15 protein-coding genes and 1 tRNA gene are annotated in these 18,210 nt (G+C 70.8%); 12 read left to right on the top strand and 4 right to left on the bottom strand.

Features of this window, described 5'->3' with window-relative positions:
- Nucleotides 1–123 precede the first annotated feature (123 nt).
- Both ACFYY7_RS17895 and ACFYY7_RS17890 read right to left on the bottom strand, forming a co-directional pair.
- Nucleotides 124–210 (bottom strand) — tRNA-Ser (locus tag ACFYY7_RS17895).
- Nucleotides 211–336: 126 nt separating this feature from the next.
- The gene (locus ACFYY7_RS17890; RefSeq protein ID WP_388662469.1) at nt 337–1,785 is read right to left on the bottom strand and encodes a S1C family serine protease; all 1,449 of its coding nucleotides are present in this window, start codon (nt 1,783–1,785) and stop codon (nt 337–339) included.
- Between the two features lie 245 nt (nt 1,786–2,030).
- Here ACFYY7_RS17890 and ACFYY7_RS17885 point away from each other — a divergent pair, with 245 nt between their 5' ends.
- The 3 genes from ACFYY7_RS17885 to ACFYY7_RS17875 all read left to right on the top strand — a co-directional run bounded on the left by ACFYY7_RS17885 (nt 2,031) and on the right by ACFYY7_RS17875 (nt 4,688).
- Nucleotides 2,031–2,864: a glycerophosphodiester phosphodiesterase gene (locus tag ACFYY7_RS17885; RefSeq protein ID WP_388662468.1), complete on the top strand. Its 834-nt coding sequence runs from the start codon at nt 2,031–2,033 to the stop codon at nt 2,862–2,864.
- Between the two features lie 53 nt (nt 2,865–2,917).
- Complete coding sequence (locus ACFYY7_RS17880) at nt 2,918–3,598, top strand: ATP-binding protein (RefSeq protein ID WP_388662466.1); 681 nt, start codon at nt 2,918–2,920, stop codon at nt 3,596–3,598.
- A gap of 124 nt (nt 3,599–3,722) precedes the next feature.
- Nucleotides 3,723–4,688 (top strand): DUF5926 family protein, encoded by a 966-nt coding sequence (locus tag ACFYY7_RS17875; protein WP_388662465.1) that lies wholly within the window; start codon nt 3,723–3,725, stop codon nt 4,686–4,688.
- 724 nt (nt 4,689–5,412) lie between these two features.
- Here the strand turns inward: ACFYY7_RS17875 and ACFYY7_RS17870 are convergent.
- Nucleotides 5,413–6,090: a bifunctional DNA primase/polymerase gene (locus tag ACFYY7_RS17870; RefSeq protein WP_388662463.1), complete on the bottom strand. Its 678-nt coding sequence runs from the start codon at nt 6,088–6,090 to the stop codon at nt 5,413–5,415.
- A 632-nt stretch (nt 6,091–6,722) separates the two neighbouring features.
- Here ACFYY7_RS17870 and ACFYY7_RS17865 point away from each other — a divergent pair.
- Nucleotides 6,723–8,114, top strand: a complete 1,392-nt coding sequence (locus tag ACFYY7_RS17865; RefSeq protein ID WP_388662461.1) for a PP2C family protein-serine/threonine phosphatase — start codon at nt 6,723–6,725, stop codon at nt 8,112–8,114.
- 139 nt (nt 8,115–8,253) lie between these two features.
- Nucleotides 8,254–9,717, top strand: a complete 1,464-nt coding sequence (locus ACFYY7_RS17860; RefSeq protein WP_328512409.1) for an aminopeptidase P family protein — start codon at nt 8,254–8,256, stop codon at nt 9,715–9,717.
- 64 nt (nt 9,718–9,781) lie between these two features.
- Here the strand turns inward: ACFYY7_RS17860 and ACFYY7_RS17855 are convergent, their stop codons facing one another.
- A complete protein-coding gene (locus tag ACFYY7_RS17855) occupies nt 9,782–10,327 on the bottom strand; it encodes an ATP-binding protein (RefSeq protein ID WP_388662458.1) in 546 nt (181 codons plus the stop codon).
- A 307-nt stretch (nt 10,328–10,634) separates the two neighbouring features.
- On the opposite strand from ACFYY7_RS17855, the gene ACFYY7_RS17850 reads away from it, so the two are divergent.
- From ACFYY7_RS17850 to pheA, 7 genes are all read left to right on the top strand, one after another.
- Nucleotides 10,635–11,438, top strand: coding sequence for a hypothetical protein (locus ACFYY7_RS17850; protein ID WP_388662457.1), 804 nt, complete (start codon nt 10,635–10,637; stop codon nt 11,436–11,438).
- A gap of 148 nt (nt 11,439–11,586) precedes the next feature.
- On the top strand, nt 11,587–12,330 hold the full coding sequence (locus tag ACFYY7_RS17845) for a YcnI family protein (protein ID WP_351260195.1): 744 nt from the start codon (nt 11,587–11,589) through the stop codon (nt 12,328–12,330).
- A 45-nt stretch (nt 12,331–12,375) separates the two neighbouring features.
- Nucleotides 12,376–13,029 (top strand): SCO family protein, encoded by a 654-nt coding sequence (locus ACFYY7_RS17840; protein WP_358940829.1) that lies wholly within the window; start codon nt 12,376–12,378, stop codon nt 13,027–13,029.
- Nucleotides 13,026–13,475 (top strand): copper chaperone PCu(A)C, encoded by a 450-nt coding sequence (locus ACFYY7_RS17835; RefSeq protein WP_388662454.1) that lies wholly within the window; start codon nt 13,026–13,028, stop codon nt 13,473–13,475. The genes ACFYY7_RS17840 and ACFYY7_RS17835 overlap by 4 nt, the downstream gene beginning before the upstream one ends.
- Before the next feature lie 14 nt (nt 13,476–13,489).
- Nucleotides 13,490–15,505, top strand: coding sequence for a copper resistance CopC/CopD family protein (locus ACFYY7_RS17830; RefSeq protein ID WP_388662452.1), 2,016 nt, complete (start codon nt 13,490–13,492; stop codon nt 15,503–15,505).
- Nucleotides 15,506–15,549: 44 nt separating this feature from the next.
- Complete coding sequence (gene efeB, locus ACFYY7_RS17825) at nt 15,550–16,863, top strand: iron uptake transporter deferrochelatase/peroxidase subunit (RefSeq protein WP_388662679.1); 1,314 nt, start codon at nt 15,550–15,552, stop codon at nt 16,861–16,863.
- Between the two features lie 27 nt (nt 16,864–16,890).
- Nucleotides 16,891–17,826, top strand: coding sequence for a prephenate dehydratase (gene pheA, locus ACFYY7_RS17820; protein WP_351260187.1), 936 nt, complete (start codon nt 16,891–16,893; stop codon nt 17,824–17,826).
- The last annotated feature ends 384 nt before the right edge of the window (nt 17,827–18,210 follow it).

Below are 18,210 nucleotides of genomic sequence, written 5' to 3'. Positions count from 1 at the left end.
TCCGCCAGAACGGCCGGACGCTGACAGCGGCCACTGACACCACCGGACGGACCGTGGTCCACGACGAAGGGGCGCCCCGTTCCCGGGACGCCCCTTCTCATCGGCGTGTTCGCCGAACTGCTGCGGTGGGTGTGGGATTTGAACCCACGGTGACATCGCTGCCACGACGGTTTTCAAGACCGTTCCCTTAGGCCGCTCGGGCAACCCACCCCTGCTCCGCCGGCCTGTGGCGGAGCGCCTACAGCGTACCGGTAGTCGGCCGTCGTCCGGATGCGCGGGAGGGCCCCGCGGATGCGGGGCCCTCCTGGCGTCGGGCGCTGTGGCCGATCGGCCGGGTCAGCTGTCGCCGCTGCGCTCCCCGAGGGTGACCTCGGTCGTCGCCGTCCGGCCGTCGCGCTCGTAGGTCAGCGTCACGTGGTCGCCGGGCTTGTGGGTCCAGATCTCGCCGATCAGGGTCGGGCCGCTGTCGATCGCGGTGTCGTTGAACTTCGTGATGACATCGCCCGCCTTGAGGCCCGCCCGGTCCGCGGGGCCGTCCTTGGACACGGCCTCCGTGCCGCCCGCCCCCTGGTCGGAGATGACCGCGCCGCCGCTCTTCTCGTTCATGGTGACCGTGGCGCCGATCACCGGGTAGACCGGCTTGCCGGTCTTGATCAGCTGCTGGGCGACGTTGGTCGCCTGGTTGATCGGGATCGCGAAGCCGAGGCCGATGGAGCCCGCCTGGGTCTGGCCGACGCTGCTGCCGGTCGACTGGATCGCCGAGTTGATGCCGATGACCGCGCCGCGGGCGTCGAGCAACGGGCCACCGGAGTTGCCCGGGTTGATCGAGGCGTCGGTCTGCAGGGCGCTCATGTACGAGTTGCTGCCGCCGGAGCCGTCACCGGAGGCGACCGGGCGGTTCTTGGCGCTGATGATGCCCGTGGTGACCGTGTTGGACAGGCCGAACGGGGCGCCGATCGCGATCGTGGAATCGCCGACCGCGACCTGGTCCGAATTGCCGAGGGAGAGCGGGGTGAGCCCGGACGGCGGGTTCTTCAGTTTCAGCACGGCGACGTCGTAGCCCTGCGCCCGGCCGATCACCTCGGCACCGTACTTCTTGCCGTTGGAGAACGTCACCGTGAGCTGGCCGCTGTCCGCCGCGGAGGCCACCACGTGGTTGTTCGTGAGGATGTGGCCCTCCTTGTCGTACACGAAGCCGGTGCCCGTACCGCCCTCGCCGTCGCCGCCCTGCGCGTCGATGGTGACCACGCTGGGCAGCGCCTTGGCCGCCACGCCCGCGACCGTGGCGGGATCGCGCTTGAGGTCCTGCGGATTGGCGGAGGCCGAGACCGTGGTCGAGCCGGAGCCGTTGCGGTCGGCCGCCCAGTAGCCGAAGGCGCCGCCGATGCCGCCGGCGATCAGCGCCGCGGCTGCCACCGCCGCCACCAGGCCGCCCATGCCGCGCTTGCGCGGGCCTTCGGGGGCGTACGGCTGGGGCTGCGCCCCCCAGACCGGACCGCCGCCGCCCGCACCGTGGGAGGCGTACGCGGGCACGGCGGGCGGGGCCGGGGGCGGCCAGTCGGCTTCGGCGGCCGACTGCGCCTGCGGCGGGTAAGGGGTGGCGTGGGGCTGGGGCTGGGGCGCGTGGGGAGGTGCGGTGGGCGGCTCGGCCGCCTGGGCAGGGGTGGACTCGGGCCGGCTCCCGGGCGACTCCTGAGGAGCATCGGCCGGCACTGGAGGTACGGACGGAACGGACGGAACGGCCTCGCCCGCAGTGCCCTCGTTGCCCTCGTTCTCTGTGCTCACAGCTTTTTACTCCTCGGGTTCCACATCAATTTCGGCAAGAGATCCGCTGTGTACGTGTCCGGTAACAGCTTTTCCCAAGGCACGTCAGGCCACTGTAAGCAGGACCTGTGCATCCGCACACCAATCTTTACATCGGTCAAAACGGTCCCCCGGTGCAAGACGCACCGCAGGGTGCGCCCCGGAGGTGCGCGCTTGCGCCGTGCAACGTGCGCCCAGCGGTCGCCCGACGGTGACACGATGACGCCGTGACCCACGCACGGCAGCAATCCACGCACCACTCCATCCAGGTCATCGCGCACCGGGGCGCGTCCGACGACGCCCCCGAGCACACCCTGGCCGCGTACCGGAAGGCGATCGAGGACGGCGCCGACGCCCTGGAGTGCGACGTACGGCTCACCGCCGACGGCCACCTCGTGTGTGTGCACGACCGCCGGGTGAACCGCACGTCCAACGGGCGCGGTGCCGTCTCCGCCCTGGAGCTCGCCGAACTCGCCGCCCTCGACTTCGGCTCCTGGAAGGACCGCGAGGAGTCGGAGTCCCCGGACTGGGATCCGGTGCCCGGGGAGCTCACCTCCGTACTCACCCTGGAACGGCTGCTCGAACTCGTCGTCGAGACCCGGGCCGCCGGCCGTCCGCTCCAGCTGGCCATCGAGACCAAGCACCCCACCCGCTGGGCGGGCCAGGTCGAGGAGCGGCTGCTGCAGCTGCTGAAGCACTTCGAACTCGACGCGCCCCCGGCCGACGGCCCGTCCCCGGTGCGCATCATGAGTTTCTCGGCGCGCTCGCTGTACCGCATCCAGGCCGCGGCCCCCACGCTGCCCACCGTGTACCTGATGCAGTTCGTCTCGCCGCGGCTGCGCGACGGGCGGCTGCCGGCCGGGGCCCGTATCGCCGGTCCGGGGATGCGGATCGTACGCAACCACCCCGGATACATCGACCGGCTGCACCGCGCGGGGCACCGCGTGCACGTCTGGACGGTGAACGAGCCGGCGGACGTCGAACTCTGCGTCGGTCTCGGCATCGAGGCAATCATCACGAACCGCCCGAAACAGGTTCTGTCACAACTGGGACGCTCTTAACACCAGTTACACGGAGTGCACCGGCGCATTCGAACCGTATTCGATCGTTACGAGTGCGTCACTGGCAGTCCATTGGCCGGTTTCCGGTCCAGCCCAGGGGGGCATCCACTCCGTGGCGTGGGGCAAAGGAGGTCTCGGGGGTGGCGTTGGTGGTGGCACAGGAAGTGCCCACGTCGTCGAGCATGGCCGTACCCCATGGCCCTGCGGGCGTGGGCCAGGCGCGGCACCGGATGCGCGAGCAGTTGCGCAGTCACGGGGTGTCGGATTCGGTCGTCGACGATGCAGTACTGATTCTTTCCGAACTGCTCAGCAATGCCTGCCGGCACGGCAGGCCACTGGGTCGGCACACGGATGTGGGTGACGGCGACGTCCGCGCCGCGTGGCGCGTCGACAGAACGGGTGGGCTGACCGTCGAAGTGACGGACGGCGGCGGTCCCACCCGTCCGGTTCCGGCCACCCCTTCGGTGACGGCGCGAGGCGGCCGCGGGCTCAACATCATCAGCGCGCTGGCCGACGAGTGGGGTGTACGCGACAGCTCGTCCGGTGAAGTGACCGTCTGGGTCCTGGTCAACGAGGGACACGGACAGCAGTCCGGGGTGCCGGGTGCGACCGGGCCGGGCATGCCGGGGACCGGCGTTTCGGGGCACGGCGCTGCGGGGCCCGGCATGCCGGGGGCGGGCGTTCCGGGGCTCGACGCGCTGGGTTTCGCGGACGCCTTCGACGACGTGAGCTGACGTTCCGGCACGGATGCCGGTTACCGGCGCACGCGTGGGCGCGTGGCACGTGTGTCCCTGACGCGACGGGGACGGCTAGGCTCGCGGGCCAGACCGCACTGTCGCAATCGGGAGAAAGCCCACCATGGCCAAGAAGCGCCCTCAGACCAAGGCCGGGAAGCAGCAACTCAAGGACGGCGAGATCCCGGTGGTCGGGGCTCGCGAACCCTGCCCGTGCGGTTCGGGCCGCCGCTACAAGGCGTGTCACGGCCGCGCCGCCGCCCAGGCCGTGACCGAGCTCGTCCACCGTCCCTTCGAGGGTCTGGCCGGGGAGTGCGACTGGGTCGCCCTGCGCGAACTGGTGCCGGCCGCCACGGTGGCGCTGACGCCGAAGGACGGGCTGCCCGAGGGCGTGCCCGCGGTGACGCTCGCGACCGTGCTGCCGATGGCCTGGCCGGCGCTCCGCCGCGACGACGGTTCGGTGCTGCTCGCCCTGCAGAACGACACCCCGTCCGGCGACCTCAGCCGTGACCTCGCGGACACCCTGCTGCGGGCGCTGGCCGCCGAGCCCGGTTCGCCCGTGGCGGCGCAGCGCGTGCCGGCCGACGGTCCCCGGCTGCAGGACGTGCTCGACCCGGATGCGGCGTTCGAGCCCGCCATCCACTCCGGCTTCGAATTCTGGGTGCCGGACGCGGAGAACGCCACGCCCGAGGTGTCCGCCTCCCTGGAGCGCGCGAACGAGGCGGCGATCCCGACGACCCGGCTCGCCGGTGTGGACGCCGCCTACTGGTGCGAGACCCCGGAGAAGAACCACCTTCGCTGGGTCATGCCGCACGCCGAGGAGCGGCTGCTCGACGCGCTCGCCCGGCTGCACGCCGCCGGCACCTCCTCGCTGGGCGAGGGCACCAGGCTGGTCGGCTCCTTCCGGGCGCACGGGCTGATGGTCCCGGTCTGGGACCTGCCGAGCGCGATGGGTGCCGAGGAGTGCGAGAAGCCCGCGGCGGAGTTCGCGGAGCGACTGGCCGAGGCGCTCGCCTCGGACGCGCCGCTCACCGCGGAGGAGAGGCGGGCCCGCGGCGGTCTCACCAACCGCCAGGTGACGCTCAGCTGACAGTGACGAACCCCGGGCCCACCGGGCCCGTCGGGTGACTCGCGTCACAACTCGCCGTACTCGCAGGTAAATCCCTGTCCGAATACGCGAGATCGAATTTGCGAACGGCAGATCTCTTGTTACCGTTCTAGAAGCCCGGTCGCTGGTGCATCCCCCGTCGCCAGCGATCGGGCATCCTCATTTCCGGATGCGGCGCACAGCGCGCGACACGGCGCACGAGCCCGCGCGCAAACCTCTCGTCGATACGCCCCGGCTCATCGGACACCACGGATCGCGCCCCCAGCACTCCTCTGTTCCGCCCCTGGCTCTCACCTTGCCCGCGGCGCCCCGAACCGCGTACGGACCGATCAATCTCGGACAGATACCTGGCCGGGCGCCGGATGCCGGGTCCCTGATGCCGGGTTCCGGATGCCGGGTTCCGGATGCCAGGGGCTGGACGATCTTCGTTACTCGAATAAACATTCGAGTAACCCGTCCGCCGCGTTCCGGAAAGGTCATCAGAAAGCCTTCCGCCGCCGCACTTTGCAGCGGCGGAAGCAGCGGACTTTGCATTTGCGCGGCATGAACCGAGATCGGAACCGAGCCGTATGCGACATGCGGAAACCGATCACCGGATATTGACGAGCCTCATTAGTCGGCTTCACATGAGTATCTGACGGTCCGCCGGATATTCCGACGGAATACCGGGCCGACGCGATTCACCCCGGCACTCCGCCGGTATCCGTCAGTACGCGAGCCGGCTGCCGCCGTCCGGTGCGCCGCTGCTCGCCTCGACCAGCGCGTCCAGCACCGCCCCCACATCCGGCAGCCACGGCGCGTCCGGCGCCGGGGCCCGCTCCCAGCGCACCTGCCCCGCCCCCACCTCGGACGGCGGGAGGACGAGATAGCCGCCCTCGCCATGGAAACGCAGCGAACTGGGCACCCAGTCCTGGGCGTGCAGCAGCTCACCGAGCCGTTCGAGGCTGTACGGGGCGACCAGCAACGACCACCGCGTCGGCGTCGCGACCACGGGGCCGAGCCGCACATGCATCCCGTCCAGCTCCACCAGCGCGCGGGCGGCGGCCACGGCCGGCAGGCTCAGCGCGCACGGGGCGCGCCCGCCGGTGGCCAGGAGGATCGGGGCGGTGGGCCGGTTGGTCCACCACCAGCGCACCATGCGCTCGTCGGTGGTCGCCGCGAGGAGACCGGGATCGAAGGGGTGTGCGCCGGGCACGGCGCACTCGGGGTCGGGACAGGCACAGCCGCGGCCACGGTCTCCGCGGGCACCGGCCGCCTGCAGTCCCACTCCGGGAAGCACGGGCCACTGCCATGCGGTGGCACAGGTCAGGGCCGCGTCGAGCTGGGCGGGCCCTCCCCTGCGCCGGAGCCGGAGCCTGCGTCGCCTTCCGAGGATCTCGCGCATGAGCGCTCGTTCCTTTCCGTTGAACGCCGAGGGTCCACATCGCACCACGTGCGAGTTGCCGTACGTGTGCATCACTTCACTGTGCGTACATGCTCTTCGAATCTGCGGTACGGGTGGGTCTTCGGTACCGAGCATGGGCCGTGCCGAGTCGAGCAGGTGCGAGACGGGTCCGGACCGACGGGTCCGGACGAGCGCGGCGAGGGGCAGCGCGCATGTCGCGCCTGCCGTACCAGGGTGCAAACCCCGCCACTCGGGGGTGGGTGCGTGGCCGTCACTGGAGAGGACGTCCGGGCCCGCTGCCGGGTTCCGGGGCGATCAGAACTGCCCCTGGCCTTCATCGATTACGTACCCAGCATGCCCGAAATGACGCTCCTCCGGGACTTCACCCCGAGAACACCCCCTGTTCGAGCACACCCAGTCGACCGTAAATAGTTACCCACGGGTGCGATTTTTGGCCAACTTGACGGCCAATCTGACACCATAAATCCCGTGGTGACAATGCTGGACATCGCCTCACTTGTGCGTGTACATGTGGTGCACGTGTACATGCGGATGCCCTGATAGCGACGCAGAATGACATGGGGGTTTGCGATGCTATTCGACGAAACGCACTGGTCGGAAAGTCGGCAGCCATGAGCGCCCCACACCTCCCGAAAGTGGCTGGAATCGATCCCACAGTTCCGGTTTCAGCGCACACTGCCGGGTCTCTGTCCGAAGTGCCCTCCGCCCCCGGGGCCTTCATCCAGGACCGGCTCGCCGGCTGGATCTCCGACCTGACCACGTTGCACGAACTCACCGAGCGGCTGGCCAGAACCAGCACGCTCGACGATGCGCTCCACGAACTCCTGGACGCCGGGGCAGCCCTGGTCGGCGCCCGCCGCGGCCTGGTCGTCTTCGAACCGTCCGACCGCCGCGGCCCCGTGTCCACCATCGGCCTCGGGCTCGCCCATGCCGAGCTCGGGCAGATCGAGACGGTTCCGCGCACCGCCACCTCCTACGGCCGGATCCTGGAAGGCCTCCCGGAGACCGAAGGAGCGCTGACCACCCCCGATCTGCTCGGCGACCCCGGCCTGGACCCCCGCCGCCGCGAAGTCGCCGCCCGGCTCGGATACGCCGCCAGCTACGCCGTACCGATCACCGCCGAGGCGACCGGCAGGCTCGGTGCCGCCGTCTGGCTGTACGACGAACCCGCCGAACCGCTGGAGCGCCAGCGCCATCTCGTCGGCCTCTACGCCGGACACGCCGGTGAGCACCTGGCCAGGCTGCTGGAGCTGGAGCGGGCCAGGGCCGATGTCTCGACCGTCATGGAGGAGCTGCTGTCCAGCCGGCTGCCCCGGGTCCCCGGCGTACAGCTGGCCGCCCGCCACCGCAGGGCGGCGCAGGGCGGCGGCGACTGGTACGACGCGCTGGCGCTGCCGGAGGACACGCTCGGTCTCGCGGTGGGCTCGGTGAACGGCTCCGGGCCGAGCGCCCTGGCCGCCATGGGACGGCTGCGGGCGGGTCTGCGGGCGTACGCGGTGATGGAGGGCGAGGATCCGGTCGCCGTGCTCTCGGACCTGGAACTGCTGCTGCGGCTCACCGAACCGGCCCGTACGGCGACCGCGCTGTTCGCGTACTGCGAACCGGCCGAGCGCAAGATCCTGCTGGCCGGCGCGGGCCACGCCCCGCCGCTCCTGATCGGCGACCGGCGCACCGAATTCATCGAGACCTCGGTCTCGGCGCCGCTGGGCATGCTCGCCTGCTGGGAGGCGCCCAGCGTGGAGATCGTCCCGGCGCCCGGCGAGACCGTACTGCTCTACACCGACGGGCTGCTGCGCCGCACCGGCGTCTCGACGGACCGGGCGTTCGCGCGGCTCCACTCGGCGGCCGCGTCCGTACCGAAGGCGATGCGCCACGACGCCGGAGCCGTCGCCGACCATGTGCTGCGCACCGTGCTGCCGGACGGGCTCGACCGGAGCGGCCACGCTCCCGATCCCGGTGACAGCGCCGAGGACATGGTCGTACTGGCCGCGCGTTTCGACTGAGCGACACCAGGTCTCACGGGGTTCCCCGCCCCGTCCGCCTGCCCGGTCCGGCCGTGTAACAGGTCTTCCGGCCCTGTGCCCCCTTCCGTACGCCCGTACGATGGACGGGGTCCAGTGTCGTATCAAGGAGAGACAAATCGTGGCTGAGGAGCTCACCCCGGAGAACCCGGAGACCGAGGAAGAAGAGACGGTCAAGCAGCGGAAGAACGGCCTGTACCCGGGCGTCTCCGATGAACTCGCCGCGAACATGAAGTCCGGTTGGGCCGATACCGAACTGCACGGCCTCGAACCGATCGCCCAGGCCGTGCACACGGCCGCCCGCCGCGCCGCGCTCTCCGCGCGCTTCCCCGGTGAGCGGCTGGTCATTCCCGCGGGCAACCTGAAGACCCGCTCCAATGACACCGAGTACGCCTTCCGTGCCTCCACCGAGTACGCGTACCTCACCGGCGACCAGACCCAGGACGGCGTCCTCGTGCTGGAGCCGACCGAGGACGGTCACGAGGCGACCATCCACCTGCTGCCGCGCTCCGACCGCGAGAACGGCGAGTTCTGGCTCGACGGCCAGGGCGAGCTGTGGGTCGGCCGCCGCCACTCCCTCGCCGAGGCCGAGCAGCTGCTGGGCATCCCGGCGAAGGACGTGCGCAAGCTCCCCGCCGCACTGACCGAGGCCACCGGCCCGGTCCGCAACGTCCGCGGCCACGACGCCGGCATCGAGGCCGCGCTTACCGACAAGGTCACCGCGGAGCGGGACGAGGAGCTGCGCGTCTTCCTGTCCGAGGCCCGGCTGGTCAAGGACGCCTTCGAGATCGCCGAACTGGAGAAGGCCTGCGACGCCACCGCGCGCGGCTTCGAGGACGTCGTCAAGGTCCTCGACAAGGCCGAGGCGACGAGCGAGCGCTACATCGAGGGCACCTTCTTCCTGCGTGCCCGCATCGAGGGCAACGACATCGGCTACGGCTCGATCTGCGCGGCCGGCCCGCACGCCACCACCCTGCACTGGGTGCGCAACGACGGACCGGTGCGCTCCGGCGAGCTGCTGCTGCTCGACGCCGGCGTGGAGACCAACGACCTCTACACCGCCGACGTGACCCGCACCCTTCCGATCAACGGCACGTTCACGCCGGTGCAGCGGAAGATCTACGACGCCGTGTACGAGGCGCAGGAGGCGGGCATCGCCGCCGTCAAGCCCGGCGCCGCCTACCGCGACTTCCACGACGCCGCACAGCGGGTGCTCACCGAGAAGCTCGTCGAGTGGGGCCTGCTGGGCGACCTGACCGTGGACAAGGTCCTGGAGCTGGGGCTCCAGCGCCGCTGGACGCTGCACGGCACCGGTCACATGCTCGGCATGGACGTCCACGACTGCGCCGCCGCGCGCACCGAGGCGTACGTCGACGGAACGCTGGAGCCGGGCGTCTGCCTCACGGTCGAGCCCGGTCTGTACTTCCAGACCGACGACCTGACCGTGCCGGAGGAGTACCGGGGCATCGGAGTCCGGATCGAGGACGACATCCTCGTCACCGAGGACGGCAACCGGAACCTCTCCGACAAGCTGCCGCGCCGGTCCGACGAGGTCGAGGAGTGGATGGCCCGGCTCAAGGGCTGATCCGGAACATCCGGCCCGGCCTTCCTGGCCGGAAGGCCGCAGAACCCGGCGAAGGACGCTCTGCTCAGGACACCATGAGCAGGGCGTCCTTCCGCCATTTCAGGACCTTGTCGAAGCTGACGACGGCGCCGCGGCCGGGGCGGTTGCCGAAGTGCACGTGGTCGGCGAGCTGCTCGATCAGACACAGCCCCCGGCCGTCCTCGGCACTGAGCGGCGGGTACTGCCGGGGTTCGTAGTTCTGCGCCGTCGTACGAAGGGGGCTCCGGGCGGGGAAGCCGGGCCCCGAATCGGCGACCTCGATACGGCACTTCTCGCCGTCCAGATAGGCGGTGACCCGGTACTGCGCCGAGGCAGCGCCGGGCAGCTCGTCCCACACGTCCCACGGATCCCGGCTGCCGAACTGGTCGCCCCGGCCCTCCGGGTCCTCATGGACGCCGTGGTCACCGCCGTGCTCGACGGCGTTCGCGCAGGCCTCGCTGAGTGCGAGCGACAGGTCGAAGGAGATGTCGGGGTCCACGCCCGCGGTCTCCATGGTGCCCAGCAGGAAGCGGCGGGCGAGCGGAACGCTCGCAGCCTCGCGCCGCAGATGGAGGGACCACCAGATGCTCATGCTCCAGCCTCCTGGCTGCGGCTCGACATACCGATACCTATTGCCGCGCAGCGCCGTTCGTAAGCGCAGACCTGATGTGAGACCGCTCATTCGGCGGATACCAGCTCCACGTGCGCCCGTGTATGCCCGCCGTACACCGCGCGAGTCCGATCCGACCGGCATGCTCCACCCGGCATGTTCCACGTGGAACGTTCCCGCTTGCACGTTCCACCGGTACGTACCCACCGGCTCGTTCCAATCGGACGGAAGCCGACCTTCCGGACCTGCCGTGTGGAACCCGGGGGCCCGGTGCGATGATGACCCCGCCATGTCTATGCCGGTCGCACGCGCCGGAGCCGGTCTGCGGCTCCTGAGGACCGCGGTGTTCGCCGCGGTCTGTGTCGCGCTGTCCGCGGCCGGTCACACGCTGGCCTCCTGTGCGCCCGTCCCCTGGTGGACCCTGCTCGCGGGATTCCTGGGGATGTCCGCGGTGGCGGCACCGCTCGCCGGACGCGAGCGTTCACTGCCGTCCATCGCCGCCGCGCTGGCGGGTGGACAGATCGCCCTGCACGCCCTGTTCGGCATGGGCACGCACGGCACCCCGTCGAACACCGCGGCGGGCGACGACTCGTTGATCCGGTTCGCGGCGAGCCTCGTGTGCGGGGCCGGTCCGGCGCAGCTGAGCGCCGCCGAGGCGCGCCGCATCGTCACCACCGCGGGCATCGACCCGGCGTCGGTGGCGGGCGGCGGCCATCAGCACCTGGCCGCCTCGTCCGGTGCGGATCCGACCGCGCTCACCGCCCTGCTGCCCGACCTGCCCATGCTGCTCGGCCACTTGCTGGCCGCGGTGGCCACGGGCTGGCTGCTGCGCCGCGGCGAGATCGCCCTGTTCCGGCTGGTCCGGCTGTCCGCGCACGGCGCCCAGCAGATCGCGGCCGGGGCCCGGCTGCGCGCGCTGCGCGCCGCGCTCGCCCTGGTCGACGCCCTGCGCGCCGGGCTTCCCGGCGGCCCGACGACCGGGCCGCGCATCCTCCGTACGGCGGTCGACGCCCCGGCCCCCACCACCGGGGACCCGTTGCAGCACCAGGTGATCAGGCGCGGTCCGCCACTCGCGTACGCACTCGCAGCCTGACGCGACACCTCCACCCGGCACACGGACCGATCGGTTCCGTACCCGGTCGGCGCATACCCGCCGTTCGAAGGGGAGAGGTGTCGTGATGCCGGTGTGCACCCGCGCGCCGCACCACCTTCCTTCGTGCTTCCGTGGAGTGATAACTGCCATGAACGTTTCCCGTATCGCCCTCGCCGGCGGCGTCGCCGCGTCCACCGTCCTGATTCTCGCCGGGACCGCCTCCGCGCACGTCAGCGTGCAGCCGCAGGGCGAAGCCGCCAAGGGCGGCTACGCCACCGTCAACTTCAAGGTCCCCAACGAGCGCGACGACGCCGCGACGACCAAGGTCGAGGTCAACTTCCCGACCGACCACCCGCTGGCCTCCGTCCAGCCGCAGGCCGTCCCCGGCTGGGACATCGAGGTCACCCGGAGCAAGCTGGCCAAGCCGATGGAGATGCACGGCCAGAAGATCAACGAGGCCGTCTCCAAGGTCACCTGGACCGCCACGGGCGACAAGGACGAGCGCGGCATCCGCCCCGGCCGGTTCCAGCAGTTCCCGCTCTCCATCGGCCAGCTCCCCGAGGACGCCGACCAGCTGGTGTTCAAGGCCATCCAGACGTACGACAACAAGGAAGTCGTCCGCTGGATCGAGGAGCAGAAGAAGGGCGCCGAGGAGCCCGAGAGCCCGGCGCCGGTCCTCGCCCTGACCGCACCCGCCACCGGCGAGCACGGTGCGGCCGCCGACGCCAAGAGCGCCGACGCCGGTGCTCAGGCTGCGGACAAGGAGACGACGGCCGCTTCGGACGCGTCCGACAGCGACACCACGGCCCGTGTCCTCGGCATCGTCGGCATCGTCATCGGCGTGGCCGGAGTGGCCTTCGGAGTCCTCGCCGGCCGCCGCCGCGCCGCCTGATCCACCGCACCACCCGTAACACCGACCCTCAGGAACCAGTGCTCCATGACTAAGAAAACGGTGCTGGCCGCGGCGTTCGTCGCCGCGGCCGCGCTCACCCTGTCCGCCTGCGGCAGCAACGACGACAACGCCAAGAAGCCCATCGCCGACGTATCGGTCGAGGCCAAGACCAAGGCCGCGACCGTCCTGGACCAGCCGTTCACCAAGCCGAACCTCGTCCTCACCGACACCCACGGCAAGAAGTACGACCTCCGGGAGCAGACCAAGGGCAAGCCGACCCTGATCTACTTCGGCTACACCAACTGCCCCGACGTCTGCCCGCTCATCATGAGCAATATCGCCATCGCCAAGAAGGCGCTGCCCAAGGCCGACCAGGACAAGCTCCAGGTCGTCTTCGTGACCACCGACCCCGAGCGGGACACCCCGTCCTCGCTCGGCACCTGGCTCAAGTCCCAGGACGCCTCCTTCATCGGCCTCACCGGCGACTTCCCCACCATCCAGGCGGGCGCACGCCAGATCGGCATCGGCATCGACGCTCCGAAGAAGGAGAAGGACGGCACGGTCGTCTCGATGCACGGGTCCCAGGTCATCGCGTTCTCGCCGAAGACCGACAAGGGCTACCTCGTCTACAGCGAGGACACCTCGCCCGACGACTACACCAAGGACCTCCCCAAGATCGTCAAGGGGGAGACCCCGTGAACCGCCGCACCGCCCTCGTCGGCGTCGCCGCCCTCACCGCGGGGCTGACTCTGGCAGGTTGCTCGTCCTCGGACGGCAAGCCGGAGCTGAAGGTGACCGGCGCGTTCATGCCGCAGCCCGTCAGCGACATGGCGGCCGGATTCCTCGTCGTGAAGAACAGCGGCGGGGAGTCCGACCGGCTCACCTCGGTCACCAGCTCGCTCTCCGACGACATCACGATCCACGAGACGAAGAACCAGACCATGCGCATGGTGACGTCCTTCGACGTGCCCGCGGGCGGCGAGCTGGATCTGCAGCGCGGCGGAAACCACATCATGTTCATGAAACTCAAGCAGCGGCCCGAGCAGGGCGACACGGTGTCCGTGGAGCTGCACTTCGAGAAGGCCGACCCGATAAAGGTCACCCTTCCCGTGAAGGAGACCACCTACAACCCGAAGAAGCCGTGAGGGACTGACTCGTCATGACAGCCACCGCCCCGCACTTCGGACCGACCCCGTCCACCCCAGCGATGCGCCGGCCACTGGCCGCGGCCGCGCTCCTCGCCGCCCTCGTCGGCATGGTGTTCGCCCTGTTGCTGGGAGGCGCGGGTCCCGCGTCCGCGCATGCCGCACTGACCGGGAGCGATCCGCAGGACGGGGCGGTGGTCGCCACCGCCCCCAAGGAGGTCACGCTCACCTTCTCCGAGCAGGTCGCCGTCGACGAGGACTCCATCCGGATCCTGGACCCCGACGGCAAACGCGCCGACACCGCTGCCGTCCCGCGCGATCTGGGGGGCGGTTCCCTCGCGAAGTACGGCGTCTCACTGCACAGCGGACTGCCCGACGGCACGTACACCGTCGCCTGGCAGGCCGTGTCCGCCGACAGCCACCCCGTGTCCGGCGCCTTCACCTTCTCCGTCGGAGCCCCCTCGGAGACCACCGTGGCGCTCCCGACGGACCAGGCCGGGGGCGGCCTCGTCGGCGCCCTCTACGGCATCGCGCGCTACGCCGCGTACGCCGGCTTCATCCTGCTGGCCGGCGGCTCCGCCTTCGTGCTGGCCTGCTGGCAACGCGGTGCGGGGGCCCGGCCGTTGCAGCGCCTGGTCGTACGCGGCTGGATGACCCTCACCGTCGCCACCCTGGCAATGCTGCTCCTGCGCAACCCGTACACCGGGTCCGGGAAGCTCGCGGACGCCTTCGACCTCGACGGCCTGAAGGCCGTGCTCGACACCAAGCCCGGCGCCGCACTCGTCTCACGGCTGCTGCTGCTCGGCGCCTCCGCGCTCTTCATCGCCGTGCTCTTCGGCGCCTACGCCAAGCGCGAGGACGAGCGCGAGAAGAAGGACCTCACCTTCGGTCTGGCCATCGGCGGCACGGTGATCGCCGCCGGGATCGCCGGTACGTGGGCGCTCGCCGAGCACGCCTCGACCGGGCTCCAGCCCGGCATCGCCATGCCGGTCGATGTGCTCCACCTGCTGGCCGTCGCCGCCTGGCTCGGCGGTCTCACGGCGCTGCTGGTCGCGCTCTACCGGACCCCCGGCATCGGCGCGACGGCCGTACGGCGCTTCTCCCGCATCGCGTTCGGCAGCGTCATCGTGCTCACCGCGACCGGGATCTACCAGTCCTGGCGCCAGGTCGGTACCTGGTCCGCGCTCACCGACACCGCATACGGGCAGCTGCTGCTCGTGAAGGTGGGGCTCGTCGTCCTCCTCGTCGGGATCGCCTGGATCTCGCGGCGGTGGACGGCCCGCCTGATCACGGGCGGGGGCGGCGCGGCGACGGAGGCGACGGAGGCCGAGAAGTCCTCTTCGGCCCAGGCGTCCGAAAGCACCGAGGACCCGGACGCTCCCGGGGCCGCGGACGCTTCTGAGGCCACGGACTCTTCCGGGGCCACGGGCGCTTCCGGGACCACGGCCGAGGACCCCGCGCGGGCGGCTCAGCTCGCCCGGCAGCAGGCCGCCGTCGCCACCGCCGAGAAGAAGCGGATCCGCGACGCCGACCCCGACCGGTCCGGGCTGCGCCGGTCGGTGCTGGCCGAAGTGGGCGTCGCCGTGGCACTGCTGGCGGTGACGACCGTGCTGACCTCGACCGAGCCGGCGCGTACCGAGGAAGAGGCGGCCCGCGCATCGACTTCGACGGCCGCCCCGGCAGCCGCGGGCCCGGTCGAGATGAAGCTGCCCTTCGACACGGGCGGCACCAATGGCAAGGGAACGCTGCGGATGGAGATCACTCCGGCCGGTACCGGCGCCAATGAGCTCCACCTCTGGATCGACGGCAGCGACGGAAAGCCCATGGACGTCCCCGAGGTGAAGGTCGCCCTCACCCTGAAGTCCAAGGACATCGGCCCGCTCCCCGTCGTCCCCGCCCGGCTGACCGAGGGCCACTGGACCGCCGGCGACGTCCAGATCCCGATGGCTGGCAATTGGAAGGTCGCCGTGACCGTGCGTACGTCGGACATCGATCAGACGACCATCGACAAGAACGTGAAGATCGGCTGAGCAGGATCGTGAGCGTAGACAACAGCAGGAAAGTATCCCGCAGCGTGGACGGCGGCGCCCGTGGCAGCGGCGCCCGTGGCGACGTTGCCCGTACCGGCGGTGGCATCTCCCGGCGTCGGCTGATCGGCAGCGCGGGCGCGGCCGGTGCGGCCGGGCTGGTGCTGGGCGCGGCGGGCGGTGCCACCGGCTATGCCGCGACCCGCCCCGACGAACCCACCGCACTGACCGCGGTCGGCTCCACCCAGGTGATGTTTCACGGGAAACATCAACCGGGGATCACCACTCCGCTTCAGGCGAGCGGCCATCTCGTCGCCTTCGACCTGGTGCCCGGTGCCGGCCGGAAGGAGGCCGCCGCCCTGATGCGCCGGTGGTCGGCGACGGCCGAACGGCTGATGGCCGGCGAGCCGGCCGGGAACGGCACGGCGGACGGACCGGACCACGACACCGGGATCGCGCTGGACGCCGGACCGTCCTCGCTGACCGTCACCTTCGGCTTCGGCCGGACCTTCTTCGAACGCACGGGCCTGACCGACCGCCGCCCGCCGGGGCTCGACCCGCTGCCGCCCTTCTCTTCCGACCACATCGACACCGCGCGCTCCAACGGTGACCTCTGGGTCCAGATCGGCGCGGACGACGCCCTGGTCGCCTTCCACGCGCTGCGGGCCGTGCAGAAGGATGCCGCCCCGGCCGCCAGGGTCCGCTGGCAGATGAACGGCTTCAACCGCGCCCCCGGCGCCACGGCCCGGCCGATGACCGCCCGCAATCTGATGGGCCAGGTCGACGGCACCAACAACCCGAAACCGGCCGACAGCGACTTCGACCGCCGCATCTTCGTACCGGCCGCCCGGAACGGAAGCGATGCGAAGTACGACTGGCTCGCGGGCGGCTCGTACGTGGTCGTGCGCCGGATCAGGATGCTGCTCGACGACTGGGAGAAACTCCCGGTGGAGCGGCAGGAGCAGGTCATAGGGCGCCGGAAGAAGGACGGCGCCCCACTGAGCGGCGGCACCGAGACCAGCGCGATGGACCTCGACCGGGCGGGCCCCGACGGCAAGCTCCTGATCCCGGAGAACGCCCACGCCCGGATCTCCACCCCCGAGAAGAACAGCGGCGCGGCCATGCTGCGGCGCCCCTTCTCGTACCACGACGGCATATCGGCGGACGGCACTCCGGACGCCGGTCTGCTCTTCATCTGCTGGCAGGCGGATCCGCTGCGCGGGTTCGTCCCGGTACAGCGGAAACTGGACCGGGGCGACGCCCTGTCGCCCTTCATCCGGCACGAGGCGAGCGGCCTGTTCGCGGTGCCGGGCGGTGCGGCGGACGGCGAGTACGTGGGGCAGCGGCTGCTGGAGTCCTGAGCCACCGGGGCGCATTAGGGTGACGGTATGTCCGCCACGCGCTACGCATATCTCGGCCCCGAAGGCACCTTCACCGAGGTCGCCCTCCGTACGCTCCCGGAAGCCGCCACCCGCGAACTCGTCCCGATGGTCTCCGTACCGGCGGCCCTGGACGCGGTACGCAGCGGGGCCGCCGCGGCGGCGCTCGTACCGATCGAGAACTCCGTCGAGGGCGGCATCACCGCGACGCTCGATGAGCTGACCACCGGCGAACCTCTGATGATCTACCGCGAGGTGCTGCTCTCCATCACCTTCGCCCTGCTGGTGCGGCCGGGTACCAAGCTGTCCGACATCAAGTCGGTCACCGCGCACCCGGCCGCCCAGCCGCAGGTGCGCAACTGGATGGCTGCCCATCTCCCGGACGCCGTGTGGGAGTCGGCGGCGTCCAACGCGGACGGTGCCCGGCTGGTGCAGGAGGGCCGGTACGACGCCGCCTTCGCCGGTGAGTTCGCGGCGGCGACCTACGGTCTGGAACCGCTGGTGACCGAGATCCACGACGCGGAGAACGCGCAGACCCGCTTCGTCCTGGTGGGCCGCCCGGCCCGGCCGGCGGCGCCGACGGGCGCGGACAAGACGTCGGTGGTCATCTGGCTCGGCGAGGACCACCCCGGTGCGCTGCTCGAACTGCTCCAGGAGTTCGCGGTGCGCGGGGTGAACCTGATGCTGATCCAGTCGCGGCCGACGGGGGCGGGCATCGGGAACTACTGCTTCGCGGTGGACGCCGAGGGGCACATCGCGGACCGCCGGGTCGGCGAGGCGCTGATGGGGCTGAAGCGGATCTGCCCCAAGGTGCGGTTCCTGGGTTCGTACCCGCGGGCCGGTGTGGCGGTGCAGGACGTACGGCCGTTGCGGGCGGGGACGTCGGACGCGGAATTCACGGAGGCCTCCGACTGGCTGGCCAGAAACCTCGACGGCCGGGGCTGACGGACGGGGCCGAGGGCCGGGACTGAGGGCCGACACTGAGGGCCGGAGCTGACGGCCGGAGCTGACGGACGGGGCTGAGGGCCGGAGCTGCAAAACGGGCTGACGGACGAGACCGGGGAGACCGGGCCTGCCGCAGGCTTCCACGCCTCGGCACGCCTCCATCCTCGCCTCCCCCTCGCCTCCACCCCCGGTGCTATCTGCCGATTTTCGGCATCCACAGAGTTATCCACAGGGCCGGTTCTCGACCTGGGGACAAGTCGACACCCCAACGCGACATGGTCGACATATTGCCCCAGTCGCCCCAGATGCATCCACAGGCCGCCGGACCGCCCAGGTCACCCCGTGTCAGCCCCTGTCGCCTCAATTCCGTTGATCAACTCATCA

The sequence above is a fragment of the Streptomyces sp. NPDC001933 genome (assembly GCF_042890955.1).
Lineage (GTDB): Bacteria > Actinomycetota > Actinomycetes > Streptomycetales > Streptomycetaceae > Streptomyces.
The sequence above is the reverse complement of the archived record's forward strand: the minus strand, read 5'-3'. Positions and strand labels throughout refer to the sequence as shown.

Bases quoted from the DNA above. Each gene is read 5' to 3' on its own strand.
- ACFYY7_RS17855 (WP_388662458.1), bottom strand. From the start codon at position 10,327: ATGAGCATCTGGTGGTCCCTCCATCTGCGGCGCGAGGCTGCGAGCGTT.
- ACFYY7_RS17840 (WP_358940829.1), top strand. From the start codon at position 12,376: ATGACTAAGAAAACGGTGCTGGCCGCGGCGTTCGTCGCCGCGGCCGCG.
- ACFYY7_RS17850 (WP_388662457.1), top strand. From the start codon at position 10,635: ATGTCTATGCCGGTCGCACGCGCCGGAGCCGGTCTGCGGCTCCTGAGG.
- ACFYY7_RS17830 (WP_388662452.1), top strand. From the start codon at position 13,490: ATGACAGCCACCGCCCCGCACTTCGGACCGACCCCGTCCACCCCAGCG.
- ACFYY7_RS17875 (WP_388662465.1), top strand. From the start codon at position 3,723: ATGGCCAAGAAGCGCCCTCAGACCAAGGCCGGGAAGCAGCAACTCAAG.
- ACFYY7_RS17845 (WP_351260195.1), top strand. From the start codon at position 11,587: ATGAACGTTTCCCGTATCGCCCTCGCCGGCGGCGTCGCCGCGTCCACC.
- pheA (WP_351260187.1), top strand. From the start codon at position 16,891: ATGTCCGCCACGCGCTACGCATATCTCGGCCCCGAAGGCACCTTCACC.
- ACFYY7_RS17870 (WP_388662463.1), bottom strand. From the start codon at position 6,090: ATGCGCGAGATCCTCGGAAGGCGACGCAGGCTCCGGCTCCGGCGCAGG.
- ACFYY7_RS17865 (WP_388662461.1), top strand. From the start codon at position 6,723: ATGAGCGCCCCACACCTCCCGAAAGTGGCTGGAATCGATCCCACAGTT.